11 protein-coding genes are annotated in these 13,188 nt (G+C 69.6%); 5 read left to right on the top strand and 6 right to left on the bottom strand.

Features of this window, described 5'->3' with window-relative positions:
• Window positions 1-28: 28 nt before the first annotated feature.
• Window positions 29-2,371: a DNA mismatch repair endonuclease MutL gene (gene mutL, locus ABNG04_RS13080; protein ID WP_371162848.1), complete on the bottom strand. Its 2,343-nt coding sequence runs from the start codon at window positions 2,369-2,371 to the stop codon at window positions 29-31.
• A gap of 260 nt (window positions 2,372-2,631) precedes the next feature.
• Window positions 2,632-3,765 (bottom strand): ABC transporter ATP-binding protein, encoded by a 1,134-nt coding sequence (locus ABNG04_RS13075; protein WP_371162847.1) that lies wholly within the window; start codon window positions 3,763-3,765, stop codon window positions 2,632-2,634.
• A 218-nt stretch (window positions 3,766-3,983) separates the two neighbouring features.
• Here ABNG04_RS13075 and ABNG04_RS13070 point away from each other — a divergent pair, with 218 nt between their 5' ends.
• From ABNG04_RS13070 to ABNG04_RS13060, 3 genes are read left to right on the top strand one after another with little or no spacing between them, the layout of a single operon-like run.
• Window positions 3,984-5,279, top strand: a complete 1,296-nt coding sequence (locus ABNG04_RS13070) for an extracellular solute-binding protein (RefSeq protein ID WP_371162846.1) — start codon at window positions 3,984-3,986, stop codon at window positions 5,277-5,279.
• Window positions 5,280-5,295: 16 nt separating this feature from the next.
• Window positions 5,296-6,291 carry a carbohydrate ABC transporter permease gene (locus tag ABNG04_RS13065; RefSeq protein ID WP_371162845.1) on the top strand — a complete coding sequence of 332 codons (996 nt, stop codon included), beginning with the start codon at window positions 5,296-5,298 and terminating at the stop codon, window positions 6,289-6,291.
• A complete protein-coding gene (locus tag ABNG04_RS13060) occupies window positions 6,288-7,370 on the top strand; it encodes a sugar ABC transporter permease (protein ID WP_371162844.1) in 1,083 nt (360 codons plus the stop codon). Before ABNG04_RS13065 ends, ABNG04_RS13060 begins: the two co-directional genes overlap by 4 nt.
• An 81-nt stretch (window positions 7,371-7,451) precedes the next feature.
• Here ABNG04_RS13060 and ABNG04_RS13055 read toward each other — a convergent pair whose 3' ends face one another.
• Window positions 7,452-8,483 carry a glutathione S-transferase family protein gene (locus ABNG04_RS13055; RefSeq protein ID WP_371162843.1) on the bottom strand — a complete coding sequence of 344 codons (1,032 nt, stop codon included), beginning with the start codon at window positions 8,481-8,483 and terminating at the stop codon, window positions 7,452-7,454.
• 332 nt (window positions 8,484-8,815) lie between these two features.
• On the opposite strand from ABNG04_RS13055, the gene ABNG04_RS13050 reads away from it, so the two are divergent.
• Window positions 8,816-10,099, top strand: coding sequence for an NAD(P)/FAD-dependent oxidoreductase (locus ABNG04_RS13050; protein ID WP_371162842.1), 1,284 nt, complete (start codon window positions 8,816-8,818; stop codon window positions 10,097-10,099).
• 40 nt (window positions 10,100-10,139) lie between these two features.
• On the opposite strand, the gene ABNG04_RS13045 is transcribed toward ABNG04_RS13050, so the two are convergent.
• The 3 genes from ABNG04_RS13045 to ABNG04_RS13035 all read right to left on the bottom strand — a co-directional run bounded on the left by ABNG04_RS13045 (window position 10,140) and on the right by ABNG04_RS13035 (window position 11,239).
• A complete protein-coding gene (locus ABNG04_RS13045) occupies window positions 10,140-10,556 on the bottom strand; it encodes an Hsp20/alpha crystallin family protein (RefSeq protein ID WP_371162841.1) in 417 nt (138 codons plus the stop codon).
• Between the two features lie 3 nt (window positions 10,557-10,559).
• The gene (locus ABNG04_RS13040; protein WP_017342671.1) at window positions 10,560-10,715 is read right to left on the bottom strand and encodes a DUF7559 family protein; all 156 of its coding nucleotides are present in this window, start codon (window positions 10,713-10,715) and stop codon (window positions 10,560-10,562) included.
• A gap of 74 nt (window positions 10,716-10,789) precedes the next feature.
• Window positions 10,790-11,239 (bottom strand): hypothetical protein, encoded by a 450-nt coding sequence (locus ABNG04_RS13035; protein WP_371162840.1) that lies wholly within the window; start codon window positions 11,237-11,239, stop codon window positions 10,790-10,792.
• A 93-nt stretch (window positions 11,240-11,332) separates the two neighbouring features.
• Between ABNG04_RS13035 and ABNG04_RS13030 the strand changes: the two genes are divergently transcribed.
• Entirely contained in the window at window positions 11,333-13,186 is a 1,854-nt protein-coding gene (locus ABNG04_RS13030) for a radical SAM protein (RefSeq protein ID WP_371162839.1), read from the top strand.
• Window positions 13,187-13,188 lie beyond the last annotated feature (2 nt).

Here is a 13,188-nt window from a genome sequence, read left to right as displayed (position 1 = left end):
AATGGAGCGGGGGAGCGTCCTCGAACTCTCACTCCGCTCGTCGTCCGCCGTGACCCGGATAGTCGCGTTCGAACCGCGATTCGATCTCCTCGCGGTCCAGCCGGATGATAACCGGTCGCCCGTGCGGACAGGCGTAGGGGTTCTCGCAGTCGTCGAGCCGTTCGAGGAGGTCGACGACCCGCCCCTCGGTCAGCGAGGTGTTCCCCGTGACCGAGGGGTAGCAGGCGAGGTCGGCGAGCAGCTCGTCGACGACGTCCGCGACCGGCTCGTCGCCGGCGGCGGCGTCGTCGACCAGCGCCGACAGCACGTCCCGCAGGAGGTCGGGGTCGAGCGCGGCGTCGAAGACGGCCGGCACCGCCGTCACCGCGACCGCGCGGTCGCCCGTGCGCTCGGCCCGGAACCCGATCTCGGCGAGGTCGTCGACGAACTCTTCGAACAGCGCCGCCTCGCGCGCGGTCAACTCGATCCGGACCGGCTCCGCGAGCGCCTGCGCGTCCGCCCCGTCCGCGAAGACCGCCTTCAGCCGCTCGTAGTTGACCCGCTCGTCGGCCGCGTGCTGGTCGATCAGCGCGAGCCCGTCCGGCCCCTCGGCGACGACGTACGTCTCGTGGAGCTGTCCGAGCACCCGCAGCGACGGCAGCGAGTCGAACTCGCGCTCGCTCTCGGTCGACTCACCGTCGAGGGTCCGCTGCCGCGTCGGAGACCGAGTCGAGGAGTCCGCCCGCGTCGCGGTCGACCGCGGGCCCCGTTCGTCGCTTCCCCTCGCTTTGTCGCTGCCGGTGTTCGTTCCGCCGGCGGCCGGGGAGTCGCTCTCGATCGGCGCGTCTCGCACCGTCGACGCGCGCGAGTCGCGGTCGACCGCGTCGGCAAGCGTCTCGGTCTCATCGTCGGCCTCGGCTTCTGCGTCGCCCGTCTCGGCCACCGGGGACGCGTCCGCCGCCGGGGACTCCGCCTGCCAGCTTCGCGGAGATGGTCGCGCGTCGCCGCCCGCGTCGGCGTCTTGCTCGTGCGCCGTCGGTCCGTCGGTCGGATCGCGTTCCGCTCCTCCCTCGCCGCCCACGCCCTCGACGGCCCACGCGTCGTCGTCGGCCGGATCCGCCTCGGTCGGCACCGACGGGTCATCGTCATCGCCGCCGACCCCCACAGTTCCATCCCCCTCGCCGGCGGTCGACTCGGGGTCCGCCGACTCCGCCGACGGCGCGGGCTCGCGCCCCTCGCGCGCGGCGCGCTCGTGGTCGGTGCTCGCCCCGCCAACTGCCTCGGTGTCCGGCGTCTCGGGCTGGACGACCGTCTCGTCGGGCGCGGACCGCCCCCGGGGCGCCGTCGACCGGATCAGCCCGTAGTCGAGCAGGGCCTCCTCGACGGCCGATTCGACCGCGTCCCTGACGGCAGGCTCCTCGTCGAAGCGGACCTCCAGCTTCCGGGGGTGGACGTTAACATCCACGTCGCCGGCCGGCACCTCGACGAAGAGGACCGCGAAGGGGTAGCGGTCGGGGGCCAGCTGGCCGCCGTAGGCCGCTAGCGTCGCCTCGCGGAGCGCGCTCGCAGTGACATACCGCCCGTTGACGTACGTCGAGAGGTACTCGCGGGTGGAGCGGGTCGTCTCGGGGTGGGAGACGAGGCCCGTGACCCGCTGGACGGGCGCGTCGTCGACGACGCCTCCCGCCTCAGCTCCGTCCGGCGTCCACGCCACGTCGATCATCGACTCGGCGACCTCCCGGCCGTAGACGGCGAGGACGGCGGAGCGGAGGTCGCCGTTCCCCTCGGTCGCGAACGTCTCGCGGCCGTCGTGCTCCAGCGAGACGGCGACGTCCGGGTTCGCCAGCGCGTAGCCCGTCACCACGGTGTTCACGTGGTCGAACTCGGTCGCCGTCCGCTTGAGGAACTTCTCGCGGGCGGGCGTGTTGTAGAAGAGGTCGTCGACCTCGACGGTCGTGCCGGCGGGGCAGCCCGCCGGTCGGACCTCTCCCACGTCGCCGCCCGCGACGGTGATCTCCGCGCCCGCCTGGGCGTCCGGGGGGCGTGACCGGACGGTGAGCCGCGAGACGGCGCCGACGGTGTACAATGCCTCGCCGCGGAAGCCGAGCGTGGCGACGCCTCGGTCGAGATCCTCGATGTCGCCGATCTTCGAGGTGGCGTGCTCCGCGACGGCCGCCTCCAACTGGTCGTCGGGGATGCCGACGCCGTCGTCGCGGACGCGGATCCCCTCCGTCCCGCCCGCCTCGACCGAGACGGCGACGCGGCTCGCGCCCGCGTCGAGGCTGTTCTCGACCAGCTCCTTCACGACGCTCGCGGGCCGCTCGACGACCTCGCCCGCCGCGATCCGCTGGACGGTCCGCTCGTCCAACCGCTCAATGTCTGGCGGCTCCATTCGTACGCTCCGTCTGACGAGCGCGCACTTGAAGCCGTTGTCGGGCGGGGTGGCACCGTGGCAGGAATTCTGACGGCGCTCATCACGGCCGGATCACGACGGTGCGCGCCGACGAGCGCCCGTAGGCGCGAGCCGCACGCGTGGTGCGGCATGGCTTCGGTGGTGCCCGCCGCGATCTATTGACCTCCGAGCATGGCACGCAGAGAAAGTACGAACGATCGGTTCACAGCCGAGAGGGCCGGCTCGGAGACCGGCTCTAATTACGCGATCGCCGCCGCGATCTCCTCGTCGGTGAGGAACACGTCCTCGCCGGTCTCGGCGTCGAACAGGTGGAGGTCCGCCTCGTCGAAGACGACGCCGACCTCGTCGCCGGCCTCGGGCCTGACGTCCGCCGGCGAGCGCGCGAGGAAGTCGTCGTTCACGCTGAGGTGGACGTAGTTGTCGGAGCCGATCGGTTCGACGACCTCGACCGTCGCGGTGAGCGTCTCGTCGCCGGTCGGCTCCTCGACGACCCCGATGTTCTCGGGCCGGATGCCGAGCGTGTACGGGGCGTTCTCGACATCGTGGCCCGCCACGTAGTCGCGGCTGAGCGTGAGCGCGAGCCCCGACGACTCGTCGCGGATCGTCGCCGTCGTCCCGTCGGTCTCCACGTCGACGTCGAGGAAGTTCATCGACGGCGAGCCGATGAAGCCGGCCACGAACTCGTTGACCGGGTTCTGATACACCTCGGTCGGCTTCCCGACCTGCTGGAGCTCGCCGTCGTTGAGGATCGCGAGGCGGTCGCCCATCGTCATCGCCTCCTCCTGGTCGTGGGTTACGTACATCGCGGTGACGCCGAACTCCTTCTGGAGCTTCTGGATCTCTGCGCGCATCTCCGTGCGGAGCTTCGCGTCGAGGTTCGAGAGCGGTTCGTCGAAGAGAAACACCTCGGGCTCGCGCGCGATGGCGCGACCGAGGGCGACGCGCTGCTTCTGTCCGCCGGAGAGCTCGTCGGGCTTGTCGTCGAGGAGGTCCTCGATGCCCATCATCTCCGCCATCTCGCGGACGCGCTCGTGGCGCTCCTCCTTGGTCATCTCCGTGCTCATCTTGAGCCCGAACGCCATGTTCTGCCGGACCGTCTTGTGCGGGTACAGCGCGTAGTTCTGGAACACCATCGCGACCGGGCGCTCCTTCGCGTGGATGTCGGTGACGTCCTCGTCGTCGAAGCTGACGGTGCCCGACGTCGGCTCCTCGAGCCCGGCGACCATCCGGAGCGTCGTCGTCTTCCCGCACCCGGAGGGCCCGACAACGGTCACGAACTCCCCGTCGTCTATCTCCAGGTCCAGATCGTCGACGGCGACGACGGTTCCTCGGTCGAACTCCTTCCGGAGCGTATCGAGCGTGACGCGTGCCATTTCCCTGAAGACGGGTCCGATGGCATATGAGTTCTTTGCTGTTTTCTTGATATATGGTGAAAAATCTCTTCTCAAATGTCGGCCGTTCAGTGCGGCCGCAACGACGGGTTCGATCGACGATGAATCGTTCCGGATCGACCCGGATCAATCCCGATCGATCGGAACGTACCCCAAATACTAAATGTATGAAAATATAATTCATCATTTGTTCTAGCCACATGAACGAGAAACGTAGAACGCTGCTCAAGGCGATGGGGGGAACGACTGCGCTCGCGGGCCTCGCGGGCTGTATCAGCACCGGCGGCGACGGAGGCGACGGGTCGGACGGCTCCGACGGCTCCGACGGTGGCGACAGTTCGGACGGATCGGACAGCTCTGACAGCGGGTCCACCGGGTCCTCGCGGCTGTGGGTGGACCTCTCCGACGCCGAGGACGAGGCGCTGACCGGCTACATCGATCAGTACGAGTCCGACACGGGCAACACCATCAACAAGGAGGCCCCCGGCGGGGACCTCGACCAGCAACTCGAGACCGCGATTCCGGCCGGCGACGGCCCCGACTCGTGGATCTGGGCGCACGACTGGGTGGGCCGGTTCGCCGTCCGCGAGGACCCGCCGTTCCTCTACGACGCGAGCGACGACGTCGATGTCTCGCTCGATAGCTACACGCAGGCGGCCCGCGAGGCCGCACAGTTCAACGGCTCGCTGTACGGGCTTCCGTTCGCCTCCGAGACCGTCGCGCTGTTCTACAACGAGGACATGGTCGACGAGCCGCCGGAGACGATGGAGGAGATGGTCTCGATCATGGAGGAGTACCACGACCCGGAGAACGGGGAGTACGGACTCTCCTACCCCGTGACCGACCCCTACTTCACCAGCGGCTTCATCCAGGCGTACGGCGGGGACATCTTCGACGAGGGGAACCTCGAAGTCGGCGTCGACAGCGACGCGTGTAAGAACGGGATGGACGCGCTCGAGACCCTGTCCGACTACGTCCCCGCCGACCCCGGCTACGAGTCGCAGATCGTCGCGTTCGCCGACGGGCTCGCGCCGTTCGCGATCAACGGTCCGTGGGAGCTCGGCAACCTCAACGAGGAGATCGAGAACCTCGGCGTCACGACGCTGCCGACCGTCGACGGGAACCACCCGCGCTCGTACTCGGGCATCCAGCTGTTCTACTTTAGTTCGATGCTGGCGGACGCGGACCAGTCCACGGTCGACGCCGCGACCGGACTCGCCGAGTGGTACACCACCAACGAGGACGTCGTCCAGACCAACGCCGAGGAGCAGGGGTACATCCCCGTGCTCGCCGACGTGGTCGAGAACGACGACCTCTCCAGCGAGGTCAAGGCCTTCGCCGAGCAGGTCAACCACGGGGTCCCCATCCCGACGCACCCGGACATGGACAGCGTCTGGACGCCCGTGACCGACGCGCTCGAGCGCGTGTTCAACGACGAGCAGGACAGCGACGCCGCGCTCGACCAGGCCGCCTCCGAGATCCGGGAGGCGCTGTAGGCCCCTTCTCGGAGCGATGGCCTCTTCGCAACCCGGAACCGGCGTGAGCGGACTGGCGCGCCTCCGGTCGGCGCTGCCGTTCACCAGTCGCGACTGGGGGCTGCTCCTCGTCGCGCCCGGCGTGCTGCTCTTCTCGAGTTTCATGCTGTACCCCATCTTCTACCTCTTCTACATCTCGCTCACCGACGCGACGTTCGCCGGGTCGGTGATCGGGGGCGGCGCCGAGCTGATCGGGCTGGCGAACTACGTCCAGCTAATCGGCGACTCGCAGTTCTGGACGTCGATGACGACGACGTGGCTGTTCGTCGCCGTCTCGCTCGTACTGAAGGTGATCCTCGCGGTGGGGATCGCCCTCCTGCTGAACCACGTGCGCGTCGCCGGGAAGCGCTACATGCGCGCGGCCGTGATCGTCCCGTTAGGGTTCCCCGGCATCTTCACGATCACCGTCTGGCGCGGCATGTTCAGCGACGCGCGCTTCGGCGTGTTCAATACGATCCTCGGCCGGTACAACGACCTCATGGCGTCGCTGTCCGCGCCGCAGAGCCTGCTCTTCGACGTACCGGTCGGCTTCCTCAGCGGTCGGTGGGAGGCGTTCTTCGCGTACGTCACCACGGAGGTGTGGCTGGCGTACCCCTTCATGGTGATCATCATCGTGAGCGCGCTCCAGGACGTTCCTCGGTCGCTCCACGAGGCCGCGATGGTCGACGGGGCGGGGGCGCTCCAGCGGTTCCGCACCGTGACGCTGCCGGCGATCAAGGGGCCGGTCCTGTTCGCGTCGATCCTCACGGCGGCCACGTCGTTCCAGCAGTTCCTGATCCCGTGGGTGTTCAACCAGGGCGGGCCGTCGAGACAGAACGAGCTGATCATCGTGTACGGCTACCGCGAGGCGATCACGTTCAACCAGTTCGGCCTGTCGGCGGCGATCCTGATCGTCGGGATCTCGTTCGTCGGGCTGTTCATGTACGTCGCCGTGCGCTACGGCGGCCTCGCCGAGGGGGTGGGTGACGAATGAACCCCCTCGACTCCGCCGCCGCGCTGGTCGGCTCGGTCGCGGCGCTCGTCCGCTCGAAGCTGACCGCGCTCGCGACCGCGCCGAAGCGACTCTCAGTGCTGATCCGGCGGGCGGTCTACGACGTCCGCACCGGGAAGCGAAGCTCGTGGGACGTAACGAAGAGCGTCCTGATGACGCTGTTCGGGCTCGGGATGGTGCTCGTGTTACTGTTCCCGCTGTTCTGGATCACGACCGCGTCGCTCGCGGAGGGGACTCGACTGTTCAACACGAGCGGCATCTTCCCGGACCCGTCGACGTACAACCTCGACGCGTACCGGTGGGTGATCTTCGAGTCCGACTTCTTCTTCGTCGACGGCGACTGGGGGTACCCCCAGCTCGTCCTCGGCGGGAGCGGCGGTCTGGTCAGCTTCCGATGGGCCGGCACCGAGACCGGTCCGGGCGCGGTATTCAACAGCCTCTACATCGTCAGCGTGACGCTCGCGGCCGGGTTCGGCATGATCGTCCCGGCGGCGTACGCGTTCTCGCGCCGGCAGTTTGTGGGACGCAAGCGCATCCTCTACGGCTACGTCCTCTTCACGCAGATCGGTGCCGGACTGTCGATCGCGACGCTCGTGGCGCTGTACTCGCTGTTCAGCTCCTACGGGCTCACGAACAACCTGTTCGTCCTCGGGTTGTTCTACGCCGCGTCAGCGATCCCGTTCAACACCTGGCTGCTGAAGACGTACATGGACAACATCCCCGTCTCCTACGAGGAGGCGGCGATGGTCGACGGCGCGAGCTTCCTGGAGACGATCCGGGAGGTGATCATCCCGCTGACGAAGCCGGGGCTCGCCGTCGTGCTCATCTTCGTCTGGCTGGCCGGGTGGAACGAGTTCATCATCGCGCAGACGCTGCTGCGCCCGGAGAACTACCCGCTCTCGGTGGAGCTGTACAACATCGCGACCGAGGGCCGGTTCTCGACGCCGTGGACCCGCTTCGCGGCGTTCGCGAACCTGTTCGCGCTGCCGGTCGCGATCGTCTACTTCGCGGCCCAGCGCTCCGTCGAGGACGGTCTCTCGTTCGGCGGGATGGAAGGCTGAGACGCTTTCCGACTCGTCTTCCCCCTTCTCTCGTTCCGCTCTTTTTGATCACCCGGTACGCGCTCCCGAGCCCGCTCGCGATCAGTCGTCCGCGGTCGGCGTCGGCGGCGTTCCGGTGAGCCGGCCGCGGTCGTGTTCGGCCTCGAAGTCGAGCTCCGGGCCGCGCGCGATGATTCCCGTGGGGGTCACGTCGGGGTGCGTGGTGTAGTAGTGCTCCTTGATGTGGGCCATGTTCACCGTCTCGGCGACGCCGTCGGTCTGGTAGACGTCGCGCAGGTACGGCCAGAGGTTCTCGTACTGGTGGATGAACTTCCGGTTACACATGAAGTGCGTGTGGTACACCTGATCGAAGCGGATCAGGGTGGTGAACATACAGATATCCGCCTCCGTCAAGGAGTCGCCGACGAGGTAGCGCTGATCGGCGAGGTGCTCGTCGTAGCGGTCGAGCGCGTCGAAGAGGTCGTCGATCGCCTCGTCGTAGGCGCCCTGCGAGGTGGCGAACCCTGCGCGGTAGACGCCGTTGTTGATCGGCTCGTAGATGTCGGTGATGACCTCGTCGACCTCGGCGACGGTCGCCTCGTCGTCCGCGTCGGGGAGCAGCGAGACGCCGTTGCCGAGGTCCGCGAACGCGGTCGAGAGCATCCGGAGGATCTCCCGCGACTCGTTGTTGACGATGGTCTCCTCCTCGGTGTCGTACAGCACGGGGACGGTCACGCGGCAGGTGGCGTCGGGGTCGGCCGCGACGTACAGCTCGCGCAGGTAGTCGCTGTCGTGGAGGTGGTCGCGCGTACAGCCCGCCTTCTCGGGGCTGAACTGCCAGCCGCCCTCGCCGCGCCACGGGTCGACGACCGAGACGCCGATTGCGTCTTCGAGGCCCAGGAGCGACCGCGCGAGCAGGGTGCGGTGCGCCCACGGGCACGCGTACGAGACGTACAGGTGATAGCGGCCCGCCTCCGGCTGGAAGCGCTCGTCCGGCTCCGCGTCGACGTGATCCGGCACGTCGCTGCCGGTGACCCAGTTCCGGAACGTGGTCTCGCCGCGCTGGAACGCGCCCTCCTCGTCGGTCGTCTCGTAGGTGTCCGTTCGCCACTCGCCGTTCACGAGCTGATTCATACGCGATCCTTGGGCTTCGACCCCTATAACGTGGCCGGGGACACGCGTGTCACCCGCTATATGTTGTGTGTGAGGGCATATCCCGATCTGCTCATTCACAACCGAGAGGCGGTGGATCGACGGCGAACACCTCCAAAGCCCCACCCACCGCGACCGCAGCCTCACGCCTCCCCAGCCTCGCGGTTCGCGCTCTCCGAGCGCTCACCGCTCCCTCGCGCGTGCTCCTCGCGGCCGCCGCTTCGCTCCGGCCGCTCGCACGTACGCGCCATTACAGCCGGTCTATCCTCTCGTCGTCCCGGTGGCTTTTCCTCGTCGCTCGCGTGTCCCGACGCATGACCAACGCAGACGAGGCAGCGCCGACGGTCGCGGTCGTCGGCGGCGGCGCGGTCGGCGTCACGACCGCGCACGACCTCGCGGCGCGCGGCGCTGACGTGACCCTCTACGAGCGCGGTGGCCTGGCGGCCGCGAGCTCCGGCCGCGCGGCCGGGCTCCTCTACGACGCCTACGCCGAGGACGTCGACGCCGCGGTCGGCGCCCGCTCGATCGAGCGGTTCCGCGCGTTCGATCGATCGCTGCCCGGCTTCTCGTTTTCGCCGTGCCCGTACGTGATCGCGGTGCGTGAGGGCGACCCCGACGCCGACGCCGTCCCGGCGATGGTCGATCGCATGCGCGACCACGGCCGCGACGTCACGCTCGTCGACCCCGCCGCGCTCGGCGAACGGTTCCCGTCGCTCCGCACCGACGACCTCGCCGTCGCCGCCGTCGCCGAGGGGGCCGGCTGGACCGACCCGCCGAGTTACGTCCGCGCGCTCGCCGAGCGCGCCGCCGGCGAGGGGGTCGCGGTCGAGACGGACACCGCCGTCGCGCTCGGACCATGGACCGACGCGGGACGGGAAGTCCGAGTCCGCGACGCTGGAACCGACGAAAGTTCGGGGGCCGAAACGCGCGCCTTCGACGCGGTCGTCGTCGCCGCCGGGGCGCACACGCGGTCGCTCCTCGCGGACGCCGGCGTCTCCGTCCCCGTCGTGTCCTACCGCGTTCAGGCGCTCGTGGCTCGGAGCGACTACGCGGGGCCGATGGTCTACGACGCCACCGCGGAGGCGTACCTCCGCCCGCACCCGGAGGGTCTGCTCGCGGGCGACGGCACCGAGCCGGTCCCGGCCGACCCGGACGACTACCGCCGGGAGGCGGACGACTGGTTCCGCGAGGACGCTGCCGGCGTCCTCGACGAGCGCCTCGCTCGCGTCGCCCGCCCCGACGACGCCGGACAGCCCGACCGCGGCGAACGGATTGGCCACGACCTCGACGACGCGCGGGCGTGGGCCGGGCTTTGTACCGCGACGCCCGACGGCGACCCGCTCGTCGGGCCGGTCGACGCAGAGGAAGGGGACGCGACGCTCTTCGTCGCCGCGGGCTGGCAGGGCCACGGGTTCATGCGCGCGCCGGCCGTCGGAGAGGTGGTCGCCGAGGGCGTGCTCGCGTCGCTCGCGGGCGTCGCGCTCGACGGTCCGGACTCGCCGTGGACCGGCGCGTTCGACCCTCGGCGGTTCGACGGGACCGAGTCGTTCGAGATCGTCGAGGGGATGTCGCTGTCGAGCCGGACCGAGGAGGAGTGAAAAAAGCGGAGTCGGCGGGGCGAGGCCGGCCAAGCGGCGGTCAGTCGTCCTCTTCGACGACGTCGACGTCGCCGGAACCGCCGCGTTTGGGGATCTCGACGTGGAGCGTCCCGTTGCGCGTGAGCGTCGCGTTCGCGCCCTCTGGCGTCACGTCGGCGTCGCGGGGGAGGTCGACGCTGCCGGACAGCGAGACGCCGCGGCCCGGGAACACGAGGTCGTGGCCGTCGTAGAAGTCGCGGAAGCGTTCGAGGGAGACCTCGACGGTGCGGTCGAGGAAGGTGACGTCGACGTCCTCGCCGCGGACGCCGGGGGCGTCGAAGACCACGAGGTAGGCGTCGTCGCTCTCGAGGAGGTCGTGCGAGAGCGGGCGGCGCTCCTGGACGCGGCCCCACCCGCGACCGAGGCGTTCGAGGGCGCTACGGAGCGCGGACCGACCGCTTTCGACGAGTCCGCTCACCGCTCACACCTCGATTTCGACGAGGTCGCTCCCGCCGCAGTACGGACACGAGAGGTCCTCGACCGCGTGGTCGTCGGGCACGTCGTACGTGTAGTGATTCTCGAACATGTCGAGCTCGCAGTCGTCGCTGACGCACTTGACCTCCATCGTCGATGGCATGCGCAGACGTAGTATCGGCGACGGCTTAAACGGCGTGGCGGCGGCGAGGCGGGACCCGGACCGCGGCGCGGTGATCAGACGCCCGCACCTCGCATTCGCTCCGGAACGACGGTCCGCTCGGCGACAGCGACGACCCCCATGCCAAACGTGACGCCGGCGAGGAACCCGGGACCGTACGGGCGATACGGGACTCCGAACGCAAGCGCGACGCCCAACCCGGCCGAGATTCCGAGGATCGCCCCACCGAAGGCGACGTACGTCAGCGTCTCGTAGCGCTCCGGCGAGAGACGGTTGCGGACGAGCCACGCGACCGGTCCGAGGGCGACCGCGGTCGCCGCGGCCCAGCCGGCGGCAAGCCCCCACGGCTTGGGGTCGGTACCTAGGAACTCCATCGCGGCGAGCGCAACGACCGCGGCGAACGAGACGTAATTTCCGGCTCGCTGCCAGCGGGAGGGCTCGTCGCCGGCGGCGGGCGCGTCGCCGTCCGATCGCGTCTCATCGGTCGCGCGCGTCTCGAAGGGCACAGCCGACGTGTCAGCGCGTTCACGGATAAGTGATGGGGCGTCCACTAGCTGTTCCGCACGCTTTTCCCCCCTCGGCCGCCTACTCCGGGTAACATGACCGATTCGCCCGCGTCGGCCCGGGGGTCGCTCCCGGCCGACCCGAACGACCTCTCCGTCACCGTCGTCGACGGGTACGTCGACGAGCCGGCCCACTTCGGCGTCCCGCCGTACCTCTCGACGTACCCCCGGTACACGGCGGGCGCGCTCGTCGACGCCGGCGTCCCGGAGTCGCAGATCACCTACCACACCATCGACGAGCTCCGCGACGACCGGAGCAAGCACGCCGACGTGGCAGACGCCGATCTCATGGTCTACGTCGGCGGGATGACGGTCCCCGGAAAGTACGTCGGCGGCACCCCCGCCGAGCCGGACGAGGTGCGCGAGCTCGGCTGGACCGCGGACGGCGTGACGCTGCTCGGCGGCCCCGTGCGGTTCGGCGTCGGCGAGGAGAACGCGGGCGCACAGGAGACCCAGCGCGACGACCTCGACTACGACTTCGTCGCGATGGGCGACGTGGAGGCCGCGGCCCACGACCTCGTCCGCGAGGGGTTAGAGGGGTACGGCAACCGGATGCGGACGAACGAGGAGGTCGACCGGTGGGCGCGGCAGGGGGCGTTCGTCGTCGAGCAGCACCCGAACCACCCCGACTACCTCATCTGCGAGATGGAGACCTCCCGCGGATGCGCGTACCGCTGCTCGTTCTGTACGGAGCCGCTGTACGGCGACCCGGCGTTCCGCGCGGCGCGGTCGGTCGTCGACGAGGTCGACGCGCTCTCGAATCGCGGTGTCAGACACTTCCGGCTCGGGCGCCAGGCCGACATCCTCGCGTTCGGCGGCGACGGCGAGGCGCCGAACCCCGACGCCCTCCGAGAGTTGTACGGCGGGATCCGCGAGGTCGCGCCCGACCTCCGGACGCTCCACCTCGACAACATGAACCCGGTGACAATCACGGACTACCCGGAGACGTCCCGGGAGGCGATCCGCGTCATCGCCGAGCACAACACGCCGGGCGACACGGCCGCGTTCGGGCTCGAGTCGGCCGACCCGGTCGTCCAGGAGGAGAACAACCTCCTCGTCACCGCCGAAGAGTGCCTGGAGGCCGTCCGCGTCGTCAACGAGGAGGGCGGCTGGCGGCCGGGCGACGGTCCCGAGACGACGCCCGGCGACGCGAGCCGCGTCACGGGGCCGTCGACCGGGCCGGACGCCTCGCCGCGGCTGCCGAAGCTCCTCCCGGGTATCAACCTCGTCCACGGGCTGACGGGCGAGCGGCCGGAGACGTACGAGCACAACAAGCGCTTCCTCCAGACGGTGTACGACGAGGGGCTGATGCTCCGCCGGATCAACATCCGGCAGGTGATGGCGTTCGCGGGCACGGAGATGGCCGAGACCGGGGCCGAGGTCGCTCAGGAGCACAAAGACCAGTTCCAGGCGTACAAACGCGAGGTGCGCGAGACCATCGACAACCCGATGCTCGACCGCGTGGTGCCGCCGGGGACCGTCCTCCCGGACGTGTACCTGGAGTACCACCAGGACGGCAAGACGTTCGGCCGCCAGCTCGGTACCTACGCGCTCCTCGTCGCGGTCCCGGGCGAGCGCGAGCTCGGCACCAGCATCGACGTGGCGATCACGGAACACGGCTACCGCTCCGTCACGGGCGTCCCGTACCCGCTCGACGTCAACAGGGCGTCGATGGACGAGCTCACGGCGATTCCGGGGATCAACCGGAGCCGGGCCGGCGATATCGTCGTCGGCCGCCCCTACGACTCAGTCGCCGCGGTCGACGCCGGGGTCGCCGACCTCGGGGCGTACGCGGTCGCCGGCGACACCGACGTGCCGATCCCCGGCCGCGAGCGTCCCGGGTCCGGCCCCGGCCCGGCAGCGCGGTCGTCGCTCGGTCGCGGGGACTGAGC

Source organism: Halorubrum miltondacostae (assembly GCF_041379815.1).
Taxonomy (GTDB): Archaea; Halobacteriota; Halobacteria; order Halobacteriales; family Haloferacaceae; genus Halorubrum; species Halorubrum miltondacostae.
The sequence above is the reverse complement of the archived record's forward strand: the minus strand, read 5'-3'. Positions and strand labels throughout refer to the sequence as shown.